This window comes from Modestobacter sp. I12A-02662 (genome assembly GCF_041028325.1).
Lineage (GTDB): Bacteria > Actinomycetota > Actinomycetes > Mycobacteriales > Geodermatophilaceae > Modestobacter.
Genome location: NZ_JABGDE010000003.1, coordinates 273,200 through 289,584, shown reverse-complemented (window position 1 = coordinate 289,584; position 16,385 = coordinate 273,200). Strand labels below are relative to the sequence as shown.

Sequence of the window (16,385 nt, the reverse complement as noted above, 5' to 3'; positions counted from 1 at the left end):
CACATCAGGGATCCGCGGGGCTGTCGTCCCCTGGGGGGCCCGGTGCCGCGTCGGCCGTGCCCAGCTCGTCCACCAGCAGCAGGTCCCGCCGCACGTGCCGGCGGCGGTGCGCCACCCGGCTGATCATGTGCGCGCTGACCGGCGCGGTGAGCAGCTGGAACACCGCCACGAGCAGCAGCATCCAGGTGGCCGACCAGCCCTGCAGCCGGATCGCGCCGCCGACCATGACCAGCAGCACGCCCAGCACCTGCGGCTTGGTGCCGGCGTGCATCCGGGAGAGCACGTCCGGGAACCGCACCAGCCCGAGCCCGGCCGTCAGGCAGAGGAACGCGCCGGCGAGCAGGCACGCCCCCGCGATGGCGTCGGCGACGGCGCTCACCGCCCCACCTCCTGCTCCGCGGCGGGCAGCGCGCCGCCGTCCGACGCGTCTGCGTGCTCCGACTGCTGCGGCATGCCACCGACGTACCGGGCGATCGACACCGACCCGACGAACGCCAGCAGGGACACCACCACCAGCACCGGGATCACGGTCGGGTCCTGCTCGAGCGCCGCGTGCACGGCCAGGCCGGCCGAGATGATGACCAGCAGGGTGTCCGTGGCCACCACCCGGTCCAGCAACGACGGGCCCAGCGCGAGGCGGGTCAGGGCGAGCAGCGCCCCGGTGCCCAGCAGCACGTAGGCCACCACACCGACGACGGTCACGTCCGGCTCCCCTCGAGGTCCCGCTCCAGGGCCGCGACGTCGGCCGCCGACCCGAAGGCGCGGGTCAGCCGCCCCTCCACCGCCAGCACGTCGCGCTTCTGCCGCGCCACGTCCGCCAGGTCGCGGACGTGCAGCACGTGGATGGACAGCACCGAGTGCTCGCGGTCCATGTCGATCACAACGGACCCCGGCACCAGGGTCACCGACTCGGCGACCATCGTCAGCAGCAGGTCGGAGTCCGTGCGCAGCCGCACCCGGACGATCGCACCGCACCGGGGAGGGCCCGGGCGCAACGCCAGCCAGGAGACCTGCGCCGCCGAGGTCACCAGGTCGGCGGCGAAGTGCCCCAGGAAGACCAGCATCGGCAGCAACCGCACCCGGGTGCCACCCTCGACCGGCGGCAGGGGCAGCGCGGTCATCACGACGGCGGCGACCAGCAGCCCGGACAGCAGGTTCGCCCACGACCAGGTGCCCCACAGCAGCATCCAGACCAGCACGAGCCAGGCCGCCAGGGGCAGCTGCGCGCCCATCCGCCGGGCCGGGCTCACCGCAGCACCGCCACGTCGGCCACCGACTCCAGGTAGGGCGTGCGCTCCCGCAGGTCGTCGGCTGCGCGCGAGGCCAGCCCGTACAGCGGCCCGGCGATGACGGTCAGGGCCACGGTGAGGGCGACCAGGGCACCGGTGGTGGCCAGCATGACCCCCGGCAGCGGGTGGACCTCGTCGTCGTCGTCCCGTTCCTCGGCCCGGTCGTCGTCGGCCTCGGAGGCCGTGGCGACCTGGGTGTGCCGCACCCACGCGGCCTGCCGCGCCGCGCGGCGCGCCGACTGGCCGACCAGGACGGGCGCGGAACCGTTCCCGTCGGTGACCTCGCCGTCCGGTGTGTCCGGACCGGCGTCCGACGCTGCGGCGCGAGCGGTGTCCCGGCCCGGCTGCTGGGTGCGCGGCCGCCAGAAAGCGCGGGTCCAGACCCGGGCGACGGCGATGAGGGTGAGCAGGCTGGTGACGACCCCGCCGGCCACCAGCACCAGCGCCAGCGGGCTGCCCTCGGCGACGCCGGCGCGCAGCAGCCCCAGCTTGCCGATGAACCCCGAGAACGGCGGGATGCCGGCGAGGTTCATGGCGGGGACGAAGAACAGCACCGCGAGCAGCGGGGACGCCTTCGCCAGCCCGCCCAGGCGGTCGACCGCCGTCGACCCGCCCTGCCGCTCGACGAGCCCGGCGACCAGGAACAGCGTGGTCTGGATGGCGATGTGGTGGGCCACGTAGAAGATCGCGCCGGCCAGCCCGGCCGACGTCGCCAGGCCGATGCCGAACACCATGTAGCCGATGTGGCTGACGAGGGTGAACGACAGGATCCGCCGGATGTCGGTCTGCGCGATCGCGCCGAGGATGCCGATCAGCATCGTCGCCAGGGCCGCGCACATGAGCACCGTGTCCAGCGCGCCGCCGGGGAACAGCAGCGTCTGGGTGCGGATGATCGCGTAGACACCAACCTTGGTGAGCAGGCCGGCGAACACCGCGGTCACCGGTGCCGGTGCGGTCGGGTAGCTGTCCGGCAGCCAGGCGGACAGCGGGAAGACCGCCGCCTTGATGCAGAAGGCGACCAGCAGCATCGACTGCAGGAGGACCTGGGTGCCCGCGGGCAGCTCGCCCAGCCGGACCGCCAGCTGCGCGAGGTTCACCGTCCCGGTCGCGGCGTAGACCAGGCCGATCGCGGCGAGGAACACCAGGGAGCTCATCAGGCTCACCACCACGTAGGTGATGCCGCCCCGGATCCGGGGCGCGGTGCCCCCCAGGGTGAGCAGCACGTAGCTGGCCATGAGCAGGATCTCGAAACCGACGTAGAGGTTGAACAGGTCCCCCGCGAGGAAGGCGTTGCTCACCCCGGCGACCAGCACCAGGAACGTCGGGTGGAACACCGACAGCGGGGTCTGCTCCGAGCCGTCGGTCGCGCCCTGGCCGACGGCGAACACCAGCACCCCGAGGGCGACGGCGGAGGCGACGACCAGCATCAGCGCCGAGAGCCGGTCGACGACGAGCACGATGCCCAGCGGCACCGGCCACCCGCCGACCGACACCGCGGTGGCGCCGAGCGCGTCGGCGCGCAGCAGCAGGACGACCGAGACCGAGAGCACCGCGATCAGGACGACCACGCTGAGCACCCGCTGGACCGCCGGGTGCCGGCCGACCAGCAGGGTGCCGGCCGCTCCCAGCAGCGGCAGCAGGACCGGGAGCGGGGCGAGGACGCCGGTCACCGGGCGCTCGCGGACGGCAGGTCGACGTCGTCGGACGGGATGCCCCGGACCGCGCCGGCGCGGATCCGCAGGCTGTCCGCGTGACCGGCGGGCCGGTCCTCGGGGGCCAGGTCGTCGGGATCCAGCTCGTCGGCGTCCGTGTCCGAGCGCGCCGCGACCCGCCGGTCCTCCTCGTCGGTGCCCACGTTCTCCTCGTTCACCAGCCGCCAGGAGCGGTGGATCATCGCCAGCATGAACGCCGCGACGCCGAAGGTGATCACGATGGCGGTGAGGATCAGCGCCTGCGGCAGCGGGTCGCTCATCTCCTCCGCCTCCGCGTAGCCCAAGATCGGGGCCAGCCCACCCGGCCCGCCGACCGACAGCAGGAGCAGGTTGGTGGCGTTGCCCAGCAGCAGGAACCCGAGCAGCACCCGGGTCAGGCTGCGGTCGAGCAGCAGGTACACGCCCGCCGCGTAGAGGCCGCCGATGATGACCGGCAGCACGATCGTGGGGGTCATCGCACGACCACCTCTCCGGGCTGGAGCCCGATCGGGTCGTCCTCGTCGTCCTGGCGGTCCAGCTCCGCGCCCAGGCTGCGGAGCACGTCGAGGACCAGCCCGACGACGATCAGGTAGACGCCCATGTCGAAGAACAACGAGGTCACGAGCTTCACGTCGCCGAGCACGGGCAGCGTGACCTGGAGGATCGCGGACTGGAGCACGTCCTCGCCGGCCAGCAGCCCGGCGGCGCCGCTGCCGCCGGCCACCAGCAGGCCGGAGCCGAGCAGCAGCCCGGGGGCGACCCGGGCGGCCTCACCGAGCTCGTAGCGCCCGCCGGCCAGGTACCGCAGCACCAGCGCCAGCCCGGCGACGAGGCCGCCGGCGAAGCCACCGCCGGGCTCGTTGTGCCCGCTGAACAGCAGGTAGAGGGAGAAGACGAGGATCGAGTGGAACAGCAGCCGGGTGATGACCTCGAGCACTACCGAGCGGCGCTGCGGGTCCAGCGTGGCGGTGGCGGCGAGCCAGCGGCGCCGAGGAGCCCGACGGGGGCTGACGCCGTCGGGCCGCAGCTGGAGGTCCTCGGCCCGGTCGACCCCGCCGGTGCGGTGCCGCAGGAACACCAGGCTGGCAACCCCCGTCGCGGCGACGACCAGCAGCGAGATCTCCCCGAGGGTGTCCCAGGCGCGGATGTCGACCAGGGTCACGTTGACCACGTTCTGCCCGCCGCCGTACTCGTAGGCCTCCTCGGGGTAGTCGACGGAGACCGGCGTGGCCGTCCGGACGGCCATCGCCACCGCCCCGATCACGCCCATGAGCGCCCCGACCGCGACCGCGATCGCCCCGCGGGCGGCGCGTTCCCGCCCCCGGTGCCGCTCGGCGATGTCCTTGGGCAGCTTGCGCAGCACCAGCACGAAGACGACCAGGGTGAGGGTCTCCACCAGGAACTGGGTGAGCGCCAGGTCGGGTGCCCCCTGCAGCGCGAACAGCAGCGCGAGACCGTAGCCGGTGATCCCGACGACCAGCACCGCCGACAGCCGCTGCCGGATGCGCAGGGCCAGGGCCGCGGCGATGAGCATCACCGCCCCGACGAGCGCCTGCGCGGGGGTGTCCCAGGCCCGCCACTCCGCCGGCCAGGGCGCGCGGGTGACCAGGAGCGTGCCGGGCAGGGCCAGCAGGACGACGAGGATCGTGCCCAGGTAGGCCGGCAGCGAGCCCCGCTGGGTGGTGCCGGTGACCAGGACGGCGAGCCGGTCCAGGCCCTGCAGCACGTTCCAGTAGCCCTCGTCGGCGGAGGCGCCCACCGCCAGCCGCTCCTGCACCCGGGAGACCCGGGCCCGGACGGCGAACAGCCCGAGCCCCCCGAGCAGGGTCACCGCGGACAGCAGCAGCGCCGGCTGCCAGCCGTGCCACAGGCCCAGCTGCTCGGGCTCCGGGGCGAGCAGCGGGAGCGTGTCGGCGTAGCCGGCGACCAGCGGCTCCAGCGCCGGGCTGGCCGGGCCGGCGACGAGCCCGGCGAGCGCCAGCACGGCCGGGGCGGTGAGGAACAGCGGTCCGGGCGGGTGCGCGACCTCGGCCGGCGGGGTGCCGGGCTTGCGGGCGAAGGCACCCCAGAGGAAGCGGGCGCTGTAGGCCACGGTGAACGTCGACCCGAGGACCAGCCCGGCCAGCACGAGGGCGGCCGTGGTGCGGTCGGGCAGCCCGCCGTCCCACAGCGCCGCGAAGGCGGCCTCCTTGCCGACGAACCCCAGCAGCGGCGGGAGCCCGGCCATCGAGGCCGCAGCCGCCGTCGCGATCACGGCGAGGGCCGGCAGCTGCCGGCCCAGACCGGACACCCGGCGCAGGTCGCGGGTGCCGGTGGCGTGGTCGATGACGCCGACGGAGAGGAACAGGGTGGACTTGAACAGCGCGTGGGCGCAGGTCATCGCCAGCCCGGCGGCCGCGAGCTCCCGGCTGCCGCCGCCCAGCAGGACCATCAGGAAGCCCAGCTGGCTCACCGTGCCGAACGCGAGCAGCAGCTTCAGGTCGGTCTGCCGCAGCGCCCGCCAGCCGCCCACGAGCATCGTGGCCAGCCCCAGGCCGATCAGCACCGGCCGCCACCCGGGCACCTCGGCCAGCCCGGGGGCCAGCCGGGCGACCAGGTAGATGCCGGCCTTCACCATCGCGGCGGCGTGCAGGTAGGCGCTGACCGGGGTGGGGGCCTCCATCGCGGCGGGCAGCCAGAAGTGGAAGGGCACGAGGGCGGACTTCGTGACCGCACCGGCCAGCACCAGCAGCATCCCGGCGGTGACCGCCGGGCCCGTGCCCGGGTCCGCGACCACCTCCGACAGCAGCCAGGAGCCACTGGCCTGGCCGAGCAGCAGCAGACCGACCAGCATCGCCAGCCCGCCCGCGGTGGTCAGCACCAGCGCCTGCGTGGCGGCGCGCCGGCCGGCCAGTCGGGCGCCGTCCCCGCCGATGAGCAGGAAGCTCAGGACCGTGGTGAGCTCCCAGAAGACGTAGAGGAGCAGCAGGTCGTCGGCCAGGACGAGGCCGAGCATGGCCCCGGCGAAGCCGGTCAGGCAGGCGGCGAACCGGGCGGTGCCCTCCTCGTCACGGCCCACGTACCGCGCGCAGTAGAGGAGGACCAGGGCCCCCACGCCGGTGACCAGCGCCGCGATGGTGAGCGAGAGCGCGTCCAGCCGCAGGGTCACCGCCAGGTCCAGCGCGGGGATCCAGGACGTCGTCTCCTCGACCACTCCCCCGGCGAGCACGACCGACAGCTGGACGAGGAGCCAGGCCAGCGCCGCGCCGGGCACCAGGGCGAGCACGAGGAACGCAGCGCGCCCCCACCACCGGACCAGCAGCGGCGCCCCCAGGGCGGCGATCAGGTGGAGGAGCAGCAGTGCGGTCACGGGTCTCCCGGAGGTGGGGCGGCGTGGCGGTGGGCCCATCCTACCAAGGCCGTTCGAATTGTTCGATTTGGACGGATCGTGCGTACGATGCCGGAGTGCGCCACAGCCCTTCGGGTGAGCACACCGTGCACCCACCGAGTGATCCCCGCGAGGCGGCCCTGCTCCGCGCGCTGGCCGCCGAGCTGGCCGGCGACGGCGCCCCCACCGCCGCCGACCCCGGCGGGGCGCTGCCGGGCCCGCTGCGGGAGGTGCTGGGCCTCGCCGCCGCCGCCCTGGCGGCGGGACGGCCGGTCACCCTGGCCTGCCACGAGCCGACGCTGTCCACCCAGGAAGCGGCGGACCTGCTGGGCATCAGCAGGCCCACGCTGGTGCGCCTGCTGGACGCGGGGGTGATCCCCTACGACCGCCCCGGCCGGCACCGCCGGGTCCAGCTGGCCGACCTGCTCGTCCACCAGCAGCGTTGCCACCACGCCGAGCGCGGCGGGGAAGCGGTCACCGACCGCCCGGGGTGACCGGCCCGCTCTCGTAGCCGGAACGCCACCGCCTCCACCCGTTCCCGCAGGCTCAACTTCAGCCGGCTGACCGGACCCTTTCCCCCGAATGCTTGTGCTCTGAGTCACCAGGCGACTCAGAGCACAAGCGTCCGCAGGTCATCCCTCGACCACCTCGGCGGCGGTCAGCCACTCGCTCTCCACCTGGTCCTTCTCCGCGACCAGCTCGCGCAGCCGGGCGTCCAGCTCGGCGACCTTCGCGTAGTCGGTGGCCGCCGCGGCGAGCTGGGCGTGCAGCCGCTCCTCCTCGGCGGTCAGCTTCTCCAGCCGGCGCTCCAGGCGGGCCACCTCCTTGCGGGCGGCGCGTACGTCCGCGGCGCTGTGCGCCGGGGCACCTCCCGCCGGCGGGACCGCGGAACCCCCCGGCGGAGCCAACCGGCCGACCGACGGCAGCGAGGCCTCCCCCGCCGCCCGCCGGGCCAGGTACTCCTCCACCCCACCGGGCAGCGCGGCCAGCGAGCCGTCGCCCATCAGGGCGACCACCGAGTCGCACACCCGGTCGATGAAGTACCGGTCGTGGCTCACCACCAGCACCGTGCCGGCGAAGCCGTCCAGCAGGTCCTCGAGCTGGGTGAGGGTGTCGATGTCCAGGTCGTTGGTCGGCTCGTCGAGGATCAGCACGTTCGGCTCGCCCATCAGCAGCCGCAGCAGCTGCAGCCGGCGGCGTTCACCGCCGGAGAGGTCACCGACCGGCGTCCACTGCCGGTTCGCGGCGAACCCGAACCGCTCGGCCAGCGAGGAGGCGGAGATTTCCTGCTTGCCGATCCGGGCGATCCGGGCGACGTCCTGCACCGCCTCGAGCACCCGGAGCCGGGGGTCGAGCTCGGTCACGTGCTGGGACAGGTACGCCGGCGCCACGGTCTGCCCGACCACCACCCGGCCGGAGTCCGGCTGGGACTCCCCGACGAGCAGCCTGAGCAGCGAGGTCTTCCCCGCGCCGTTCACGCCGACGATGCCGATCCGGTCGCCGGGACCGACGTGCCACGTCAGGTCGCGGAACAGCGTCCGCTCCCCGACCGCCTGCGGGTCGGCGGGACCGGCCGGGTCCCCGTCGTCGGACACCAGGTCGGCGCCGCGCACGGTGTACGTGACGTCCTCGACGTCGTACACGGTGCGGCCGAGCCGACGGGCGGCGAAGCCGGCCAGCTCCATCGCGGAGCGGGGCGGTGGTTCGTCGGCGATGAGCGCCTCCGCCGCCTCGATCCGGAACCGGGGCTTGCTCGTACGCGCGGGCGGGCCGCGGCGCAGCCAGGCCAGCTCCTTGCGCACCAGGTTTAGCCGGCGCTCTTCGGTGACCGCCGCGATCCGGGCGCGCTCGGCCCGGGCCAGCGTGTAGGCCGCGTAGCCGCCCTCGTAGGCGTGCACCGCCCCGTCGGCGACCTCCCACGTGGTCGTGCAGACCTCGTCGAGGAACCAGCGGTCGTGCGTGACGACGACGAGCGCCCCGACCCGGTTCTTCACGTACCCGGCCAGCCAGGCGACCCCCTCGACGTCGAGGTGGTTGGTGGGCTCGTCGAGCACCAGCAGGTCCAGCGGGCGGATGAGCTGGGCCGCCAGCGCCACCCGGCGGCGCTCTCCCCCGGACATCGTGTCGACCGGGGCGTCCAACCCCATCCGGTCCAGCTCCAGACCGGTCAGGACCGAGCGGACGGCGGGATCCGCGGCCCACTCGTGCTCGGCGGCGAACGTCGACACCGGGAGGACGACGTCGCGCACCGTCGTCCCGGGCGGCAGCGTGCCCAGCTGGTCGAGCACGCCCATCGCCAGGTCGCCGCGGCGGGTGACCCGGCCGTCGTCCGGGTCCTCGGTGCCGGTGAGCACGCGCAGCAGCGTCGACTTCCCGCCGCCGTTGCGACCGACCACGCCGATCCGCTCGCCGGCGGCGACACCCAGGGAGACGTCGTCGAGGACGACCGTCGTCCCGTGGGCCTTGGACACCCGCTCGAGGTTGACCAGGTTCAGCGGAGCGCTCATGAGGTCGCCCAGTCTTTCATGGCCCCCTTGCAGGGCCCCGCCGCGAGCCTGCGAGCGGTGGGGGGCAAGGGGGTCCTTCGTCAGGCCAGGCGGGTGACCTCGACCGTCACCGAGGAGCCCTCGCTCCTCGGGCCCGAGAAGATCCCCTTCAGCGGCGGGACGTCGGAGTAGTCCCGGCCGCGGGCCAGCGTCACGTGCCGGGGGCCGATCTCCACCACGTTGGTCGGGTCGTAGCCGGACCAACCGCCGTCCCACCACTCCACCCAGGCGTGGCTCTCCCCGGTGACCGCCTCCCCGATGCCGGCGTCCCGCCGGGGGTGCAGGTACCCGGAGACGTACCGGGCCGGCAGGCCGATCGCCCGCAGCAGCCCGATCGAGACGTGCGAGATGTCCTGGCAGACGCCCTTGCCGTGCTCCCATGCCTGCATCGCGTTGGTCTTCACGTTGGTCGAGCCGGTCAGGTACTCGATCCGGTCGTGCACGAACCGGCAGACCTGCCGACCGGCCTCCCGGGGTCCGGCGTCCCCGACGAACTCCCGCACCTCCTGCACGACCGGTGCGTCCATCGTGGTGAGCCGGGTCGGGCGCAGAATCTCCCCGAACCGGTCCTGGACGTCGGGCACCGCGAGCTCGGCCCAGCTCAGCGGGTCGGCGACGTGCACCTCCGGCCCGGCCTCCACCACCGAGGTCGCCTTCACCACGAGCTCGGTGTGCGGGCCGTGGGTGTCGAAGGCGGTGACCGTGGAACCCCAGTAGTCCCGGTAGGCGAGCACGGTCGCGGTCGGCTCGATCTCGACCCGGGAGCGAAGCGTCGTCTGCCGGCTGCTGTTCTCCGGCGTCATCCGGGCCTCGTTGTAGGAGGAGCGGACCGGACCGCCGTACCGGAACTGCGTGCGGTGCACGATCTGCAGCCGCCAGCGGTCGCTGGGCACCCGCACCCTGCTGGGCTGGAACTGGTTCTGGGACTGCGGCACGGCCGTCACCCCACGCTCTCCGGCACCCAGATCTGCGGTGCCTGCTCGGTGAAGAAACGACTGGTGACCGCCTCGCTGGCCAGCGAGCAGGTGCGCTGGAGCTCATCCAGCCGCACCGGCAGCGACGCCAGGATCTCGTCGGTCTGCATGAACTCGAGCATCGTGCGGGCCCGGCCGACGATCCGGTGCGCCTCGCCGGCGACGCCGATCCGGTGCCCCTCCCGCACGTTCGCCCGCTCCAGCTCGGCCAGGCACGCCTCGGCCTGCTCCAGCGCGGCGAACACCGAGCGGGGGAACAACCGGTCCAGCAGCAGGAACTCCGCCGCCCGGCTGGAGTTGACCGCACCCCGGTAGGTGCGCAGGTAGGGCTCGTAGGCGCCGGTGGAGCGCAGCACCAGGGTCCAGGACGGCGCGGCGTCGCCGGCCAGCACCCGGGTGGAGAGCATCCGGGCGGTCATGTCCACCCGCTCCAGCGACCGGCCGAGGATGAGGAACAGCCAGCTCTCGTCCCGGCTCATGGTGGCGTCGGCCAGCCCGAACACCATCGCCGACCGCTCGCGGACGAACCGGAACAGCGAGTGCGGCCCGTAGCGGCGGGCCATCGTGCGTTGCTGCGGCAGCGCGTTGTGGGTGACGTTCAGCGACTCCCAGATCTCCGCGGAGAGCACCTCCCGGGCGCCGCGGGCGTTCTCCCGGGCGGCCGACAACGCCCCGACGATGGAGCTGGGGCTGCTCCGGTCGAAGGCCAGCGTGGCCAGCACCCGCTCGGTGTCGGCCGCACCGTCGGCACTCGGGTGGCCCATCAGCCCGAGCAGGTTGGCGCAGGCCCGCCGCTCGTCGATCCACGGGTCCTCGACCAGCCGCTGGGTGTGCACGTCGAGGATGCGTGCGGTGTCGTCGGCCCGCTCCACGTAGCGGCCGATCCAGAACAGCGACTCCGCGATCCGGCTCAGCACGGCGCGCCTTCGGGTGCGGCCATGTTGGCCAACATGGCCCCTTGCTGCTGTTGCTGGGACTGGGCAAGGGCGTTGTCGTTGGGCGGCCCCGGATCCTGCGCCGGCGGCTCCACCGGCAGGTCGGCGGTGGTGAACTCGATCCGGGTCACGTCGTGCTCGGGCGCCGCCTCGGCCGGCCGCGGCGGGCTGATCACCCAGGTGTCCTTCGAGCCGCCGCCCTGGCTGCTGTTGACCACCAGCTCGCCCTCCGGCAGCGCGACCCGGGTCAGCCCACCGGGCAGCACCCACACGTCGGACCCGTCGTGCACGGCGAACGGTCGCAGGTCGACGTGGCGGGGGGCGATCCGGCCGTTGATCAGCGTCGGGGACGTCGACAGGCCGATCGGCTTCTGCGCGATCCAGTCCCGCGGCGCGGCCCGCACCTTGACCCCGAGCTCGGCGAGCGTCCGCTCGTCGGCCCGGGGCCCGATGACGATGCCCTTGCCACCGGACCCGTCGACCGGCTTGAGCACCAGCTGGTCCAGGTTGGCCAGCACCCACTCGACGGTGCCGGGCTCGTCGAGCCGGTGCGTCTCGGCGTTCTGCAGCACGGGCTCCTCGGCCAGGTAGTAGCGGATCAGGTCGGGCACCCAGGTGTAGAGCAGCTTGTCGTCGGCGACGCCGTTGCCCACCGCGTTGGCGATGGTGACCCGGCCGGCCCGCGCCGCGTTCAGCACCCCGGCGCAGCCGATCACCGAGTCGGAGCGGAAGTGCACGGGGTCCAGGAAGTCGTCGTCGATGCGGCGGTAGATGACGTCGACGCGCTGCTGGCCGGTCGTCGTCCGCATGCTCACCTGACCGCCGGAGCACACCAGGTCGCGGCCCTCGACCAGCTCGACGCCCATCTGCCGGGCGAGCAGCGCGTGCTCGAAGTAGGCCGAGTTGTAGACCCCCGGCGTCAGCAGCACGACGGTCGGGTCGCCCACGCCGCTCGGTGCCGACGCCTTGAGCGCGGCCAGCAGCCGGCTCGGGTAGTCCGCCACCGGCTGCACCCGGTGGTCGCCGAACAGCTCGGGCAGCACCTGGCTCATTGCCGCCCGGTTGGTGATCACGTAGCTGACCCCGGACGGCGAACGGAGGTTGTCCTCGAGCACCCGGAAGTCGCCTGCCTCGTCGCGGACGAGGTCGATGCCGGACACGTGCACCCGCACGCCGTTGGGCGGGACGAGCCCGTGGGCGGCGCGGTGGAAGTGCGCGCTGGTGGTGACCACGCTGCGCGGCACCACCCGGTCGGTGAACACCTCCCCCGCGCCGTAGACGTCGGCCAGGAACGCCTCCAGGGCCAGCACGCGCTGCGCCACCCCGCGCTCGATCACCGCCCACTCCTCGTGCCCGATGACCCGCGGCACGATGTCGAGCGGGAACGGCTGCTCCTCGCCGGCGTGGGCGAACGTCACCCCGGCGTCCCGGTAGGTCTGCGAGAGGACGTCGGCGCGGGCGGCGAGCTCCTCCCCCGACATCGGCTGCAGCGAGCTGAACAGACCGGTGTAGGGGGCGCGGGGCCGGCCGGGTGCCGCGAACATCTCGTCCCACTGCTGCCCGAGGGGGTAGCCGTCGAAGAGGTCCGCCATGCGACGAACCTAGACACGCCGTGTGTCCCGCGCGTTTCGGCGCGGCCGGCCCGCGACCTCGCCGTGACCTGGCCCGCGCCCGACCCCGGCGGGACGCGGGTCAGGCGTCGGCGCGCAGGGCCTGCCAGCGGGCGCGGCGGGCGGCCTGCTCGTCCGGGTCGGGGACCGGCAGGGAGGCCAGCAGCCGCTGCGTGTACGGGTGCTGCGGCGCGCCGAGCACCTCGGCGCCGGTGCCCTCCTCGACCAGCTTCCCGCGGTAGAGCACCGCGATCCGGTCGGCGAGCAGGTCGACGACGGCCAGGTCGTGGCTGATGAACAGCGCCGCGAAGCCCTTTTCCCGCTGCAGCTCGGCGAACAGCTCCAGCACCCGGGCCTGCACCGACACGTCGAGCGCGGAGGTCGGCTCGTCGGCGATGAGCAGCTCCGGGTCCAGCGCCAGGCCACGGGCGAGGCTGGCCCGCTGCCGCTGGCCGCCGGAGAGCTCGTGCGGGTACCTGTCGCCGAACGACCTGGGCAGCTGGACCGCCTCGAGCAGCTCGTCGACCCGGGCGCGCGCCGCGCGCGGGTCCCGGGCCCGCTTGTGCACCACCAGCGGCTCGGCGACCGCCTCGGCGATGGTGAGCAGCGGGTTGAAGCTGGACGCCGGGTCCTGGAACACGAACCCGATCCGCTCGCGCACCGGGCGGAAGGCCTTCTCCTTCATCCCGACCATCTCGGTGTCCAGCACCTGCAACGAGCCGCCGCTGACCTTGGTCAGCCCCGCGATGGCCCGCCCGATCGTCGTCTTGCCGCTGCCCGACTCGCCCACCAGCCCCAGGACCTCGCCGGGGCGGATGTCGAAGCTGACCCCGTCGACGGCCACGAAGTCCGGCTGGCGCAGCCGGCCGGGATAGACGATGCGCAGGTCCCGCGCGGTGACGGCCGGGGCCGAGGCGGCCCAGCCGGGCTCCCGCCGCGCGGCCCGCTCGCGGGCGCGCTCCAGACCACTGCCCAGCTTGGGGACGGCGGCCAGCAGCTGCTGGGTGTAGGGCTCCCGCGGGGCGCTGAACAGCGTCCGGACGTCGGCCTGCTCGACGACCTCGCCCTGGTACATGACCGCGACCCGGTCGGCCAGGTCGGCGACCACGCCCATGTTGTGGGTGATCAGCACGATGGCGGCGCTGAAGTCGTCCCGGCACCGGCGCAGCAGGTCGAGGATCTCCGCCTGCACCGTGACGTCGAGGGCGGTGGTCGGCTCGTCGGCGATGATCACGCCGGGGTCGAGCACCAGCGCCTGGGCGATGACGATGCGCTGCTTCTGCCCGCCGGAGAACTGGTGCGGGTAGTGGTCGACGCGGGTCTCCGGCTCCGGGATGCCGACCCGGCGGAGCACGTCGATGGCCTTGGCCCGGGCCTCCTTCTTGCTGAGCTTGCCGTGCGCGCGCAGCCCCTCGGCGATCTGCCAGCCCACCGGGTAGACCGGGTTGAGCACGGTCGAGGGCTCCTGGAAGACCATCGCGGCGTCCTGGCCGCGGACCTCCCGCAGCTGCGCCCCGGTCAGCGGGACGACGTCCCGCGCCTGCGTGCCGTCCTTGCTGGTGAGGACGACGGCGCCGCGGATGGCCGCGGTCTCGGGCAGCAGGCCGAGGATGGTGCGCGCGGTGACGGTCTTGCCGCTGCCGCTCTCCCCGACCACGGCGAGCACCTCGCCGGCGCCGACCTGCAGGTCCACGCCCTTGACCGCCGTCACCGGACCGGCGTCGGTGGCGAAGGTGACGCGCAGGTCCTCGATCTCGACGACGTTCCTCATCGGGCTCCTCCGCCGCTCTCCAGGTCGTCGACCCCGCCCGGGGCGTTGAGCGTGCCGCCGGGCACCACGGCCACCTCCGCCATCCCGACCGGGGCGCCCTGCGCCGACACCCGGCGGCGGGTGCGCAGCCGCGGGTCGGCGAGGTCGTTGAGGCTCTCGCCGACCAGGGTCAGCCCGAGCACGACGAGCACGATGCCCAGGCCGGGGAACAGCGAGGTCCACCAGATGCCGCTGCTGACGTCGGCGATGGACCGGTTGAGGTCGAAGCCCCACTCCGCCCCCGAGGTCGGCTCGATGCCGAAGCCGAGGAAGCCCAGCCCGGCCAGGGTGAGGATCGCCTCCGACGCGTTGAGCGTCAGGATCAGCGGCAGCGTGCGAGTGGCGTTGCGCAGCACGTGCCGGAGCATGATCCGCCGGTTGCTGGCGCCGATCACCCGCGCCGACTCGACGAAGGCCTCGGACTTGATCCGCACCGTCTCCGCCCGGATCACCCGGAAGTACTGCGGGATGAACACGACGGTGATGGAGATCGCCGCGGCGAGGATGCCGCCCCACAGGCTGGACTGCCCACCGCTGATCACGATCGCGACGATGATGGCCAGCAGCAGCGTCGGGAAGGCGTAGACGGCGTCGGCCACGACCACCAGGACCCGGTCCAGCCAGCCACCGAAGTAGCCGGAGACCAGCCCGAGCAGCACCCCGGCCACGATCGACAGCGCGACGGCGACCACGATCACGTACAGCGCCGTCCGGGAGCCCCAGATGACCCGGGACAGCACGTCGTAGCCGCCGACCGTCGTCCCGAGCAGGTGGTCCCCCGACGGGGGCAGCTGGGCGCCGAACGGCCCCTCGGCGTCCCGCAGCTGGCCGTACTCGTAGGGCGCGAGCAGCGGCGCGAAGACAGCGGTGAGCACGAAGACGCCGGTGAGCACGAGGCCGGCGACGAGCATGCCGCGCTGCAGGCCGACGCTCTGCCGCAGCTGCTGCACGACCGGCAGCTGGCGCCAGGTGCGCCGGCGCGCGGCGGGCGCCGCGGTGGTGGCGGTCGCCATGTCAGTACCTCACCCGGGGGTCGATCAGCGCCGCGATGACGTCGACGATGAAGTTGGTGACGGCGACGATCACGGCCAGCAGCGCCACGATCCCCTGCACGGCCACGAAGTCACGGGCCTGCAGGTACTCCGACAGCTGGAAGCCCAGCCCCTTCCACTCGAAGGTCGTCTCGGTGAGCACCGCGCCGACGAGCAGCATGGCGATCTGCATGCCGATGACCGTGATGATCGGGATCAGCGCCGGCCGGTAGGCGTGCTTGCGCAGCAGGCGGTACTCCCCCACCCCGCGGGAGCGGGCCGCCTCGACGTAGCCGCTGCCGAGGGTGCCGATCACGTTGGTGCGCACCAGCCGCAGGAAGACCCCGGCGGTGAGCAGCCCGAGCGCGATGGACGGGAGGACGGCGTGCTGCAGGACGTCGCTCACCACCTCGCCGTTGCCGGTGCGGAGGGCATCGATCAGGTAGATGCCCGTCGAGCTGTCCAGCTGCTGGAGCTCGATCTCCGACCGGGTGGACGCCCGGCCGGCGACCGGCAGCCAGTCCAGCTGCACGGCGAACACCAGCTTGAGCAGCAGTCCGGCGAAGAAGACCGGGGTGGCGTAGCAGAGGATCGCGAAGACCCGCAGCGCGGCGTCGGGCAGCCGGTCGCGCAGGTAGGCGGCGAGCTGGCCGAGCGGGATGCCGATCAGGAACGCCACGACCAGCGCGTAGACCGTCAGCTCCAGGGTCGCGGTGCCGAAGGTGGTGAGCACCTCGGTGACCGGGCGCCGGTCGCTGAGCGTCGTCCCGAAGTCCCCCCGCACGACGCCGCCGAGGTAGTCCAGGTACTGGCTGAGCAGCGGCCGGTCGTAGCCGGCCTCGCGGATGCGTTCCTGCAGCTGGTCGGCGGGCAGCCGGCCGCCGAGCGCCGCGGTGATCGGGTCACCGGTGGCCCGCATCAGGAAGAAGACGGTCGTCACCAGGATGAAGATCGTCGGGAAGATCAGCAGGAAGCGGACCAGGAGGTAGCTGCCCAGCCCGCCGCCGCGGCGTCGCCGGGCCGGCGTACCCAGGCCCGCCGGCTCGGTGGAGCTCGCGGTGAGCTCCGTGGTCGTGGTGGTCATCTCTCCCAGTCCATCACCGGTGGCCCGCCGGGGGCAGGCCGGGACGTG

At 73.6% G+C, this 16,385-nt stretch carries 14 protein-coding genes; 1 reads left to right on the top strand and 13 read right to left on the bottom strand.

Translation table 11 applies throughout. The annotated features are described in order from the left end of the window. Positions 1-4: 4 nt before the first annotated feature. From mnhG to HL189_RS04160, 6 genes are read right to left on the bottom strand one after another with little or no spacing between them, the layout of a single operon-like run. A complete protein-coding gene (mnhG, locus tag HL189_RS04185) occupies positions 5-379 on the bottom strand; it encodes a monovalent cation/H(+) antiporter subunit G (RefSeq protein WP_369132445.1) in 375 nt (124 codons plus the stop codon). Then, positions 376-702 (bottom strand): monovalent cation/H+ antiporter complex subunit F, encoded by a 327-nt coding sequence (locus HL189_RS04180; protein WP_369132444.1) that lies wholly within the window; start codon positions 700-702, stop codon positions 376-378. Before HL189_RS04180 ends, mnhG begins: the two co-directional genes overlap by 4 nt. Further along, entirely contained in the window at positions 699-1,250 is a 552-nt protein-coding gene (locus HL189_RS04175; RefSeq protein ID WP_369132443.1) for a Na+/H+ antiporter subunit E, read from the bottom strand. The genes HL189_RS04180 and HL189_RS04175 overlap by 4 nt, the downstream gene beginning before the upstream one ends. Continuing rightward, positions 1,247-2,959, bottom strand: coding sequence for a Na+/H+ antiporter subunit D (locus tag HL189_RS04170; RefSeq protein WP_369132442.1), 1,713 nt, complete (start codon positions 2,957-2,959; stop codon positions 1,247-1,249). Before HL189_RS04170 ends, HL189_RS04175 begins: the two co-directional genes overlap by 4 nt. Next, positions 2,956-3,456, bottom strand: coding sequence for a Na(+)/H(+) antiporter subunit C (locus HL189_RS04165; RefSeq protein ID WP_369132441.1), 501 nt, complete (start codon positions 3,454-3,456; stop codon positions 2,956-2,958). Before HL189_RS04165 ends, HL189_RS04170 begins: the two co-directional genes overlap by 4 nt. Continuing rightward, positions 3,453-6,329, bottom strand: coding sequence for a Na+/H+ antiporter subunit A (locus HL189_RS04160; RefSeq protein ID WP_369132440.1), 2,877 nt, complete (start codon positions 6,327-6,329; stop codon positions 3,453-3,455). The genes HL189_RS04165 and HL189_RS04160 overlap by 4 nt, the downstream gene beginning before the upstream one ends. A 95-nt stretch (positions 6,330-6,424) precedes the next feature. Between HL189_RS04160 and HL189_RS04155 the strand changes: the two genes are divergently transcribed. After that, positions 6,425-6,841, top strand: a complete 417-nt coding sequence (locus tag HL189_RS04155) for a helix-turn-helix domain-containing protein (RefSeq protein ID WP_369132439.1) — start codon at positions 6,425-6,427, stop codon at positions 6,839-6,841. Positions 6,842-6,979: 138 nt separating this feature from the next. On the opposite strand, the gene HL189_RS04150 is transcribed toward HL189_RS04155, so the two are convergent. The 7 genes from HL189_RS04150 to HL189_RS04120 form a co-directional block, all read right to left on the bottom strand. After that, a complete protein-coding gene (locus HL189_RS04150; protein ID WP_369132438.1) occupies positions 6,980-8,854 on the bottom strand; it encodes an ABC-F family ATP-binding cassette domain-containing protein in 1,875 nt (624 codons plus the stop codon). An 80-nt stretch (positions 8,855-8,934) separates the two neighbouring features. Further along, on the bottom strand, positions 8,935-9,828 hold the full coding sequence (locus HL189_RS04145; RefSeq protein WP_369132437.1) for a transglutaminase N-terminal domain-containing protein: 894 nt from the start codon (positions 9,826-9,828) through the stop codon (positions 8,935-8,937). Between the two features lie 5 nt (positions 9,829-9,833). Next, positions 9,834-10,784, bottom strand: coding sequence for an alpha-E domain-containing protein (locus HL189_RS04140; protein WP_369132436.1), 951 nt, complete (start codon positions 10,782-10,784; stop codon positions 9,834-9,836). Continuing rightward, positions 10,778-12,394, bottom strand: a complete 1,617-nt coding sequence (locus tag HL189_RS04135) for a circularly permuted type 2 ATP-grasp protein (RefSeq protein WP_369132435.1) — start codon at positions 12,392-12,394, stop codon at positions 10,778-10,780. The genes HL189_RS04140 and HL189_RS04135 overlap by 7 nt, the downstream gene beginning before the upstream one ends. Before the next feature lie 100 nt (positions 12,395-12,494). Next, positions 12,495-14,183, bottom strand: a complete 1,689-nt coding sequence (locus HL189_RS04130; protein ID WP_369132434.1) for a dipeptide ABC transporter ATP-binding protein — start codon at positions 14,181-14,183, stop codon at positions 12,495-12,497. Next, the gene (locus HL189_RS04125) at positions 14,180-15,235 is read right to left on the bottom strand and encodes an ABC transporter permease (RefSeq protein WP_369132433.1); all 1,056 of its coding nucleotides are present in this window, start codon (positions 15,233-15,235) and stop codon (positions 14,180-14,182) included. The genes HL189_RS04130 and HL189_RS04125 overlap by 4 nt, the downstream gene beginning before the upstream one ends. A 1-nt stretch (position 15,236) precedes the next feature. Then, positions 15,237-16,337 carry an ABC transporter permease gene (locus HL189_RS04120; protein WP_369132432.1) on the bottom strand — a complete coding sequence of 367 codons (1,101 nt, stop codon included), beginning with the start codon at positions 16,335-16,337 and terminating at the stop codon, positions 15,237-15,239. Between the last annotated feature and the right edge of the window lie 48 nt (positions 16,338-16,385).

What these genes read in the sequence shown, in the direction of transcription:
- HL189_RS04150 (WP_369132438.1), bottom strand. Translation starts at nt 8,854, where the DNA reads ATGAGCGCTCCGCTGAACCTGGTCAACCTCGAGCGGGTGTCCAAGGCC.
- HL189_RS04130 (WP_369132434.1), bottom strand. Translation starts at nt 14,183, where the DNA reads ATGAGGAACGTCGTCGAGATCGAGGACCTGCGCGTCACCTTCGCCACC.
- HL189_RS04120 (WP_369132432.1), bottom strand. Translation starts at nt 16,337, where the DNA reads ATGACCACCACGACCACGGAGCTCACCGCGAGCTCCACCGAGCCGGCG.
- HL189_RS04165 (WP_369132441.1), bottom strand. Translation starts at nt 3,456, where the DNA reads ATGACCCCCACGATCGTGCTGCCGGTCATCATCGGCGGCCTCTACGCG.
- HL189_RS04125 (WP_369132433.1), bottom strand. Translation starts at nt 15,235, where the DNA reads ATGGCGACCGCCACCACCGCGGCGCCCGCCGCGCGCCGGCGCACCTGG.
- HL189_RS04135 (WP_369132435.1), bottom strand. Translation starts at nt 12,394, where the DNA reads ATGGCGGACCTCTTCGACGGCTACCCCCTCGGGCAGCAGTGGGACGAG.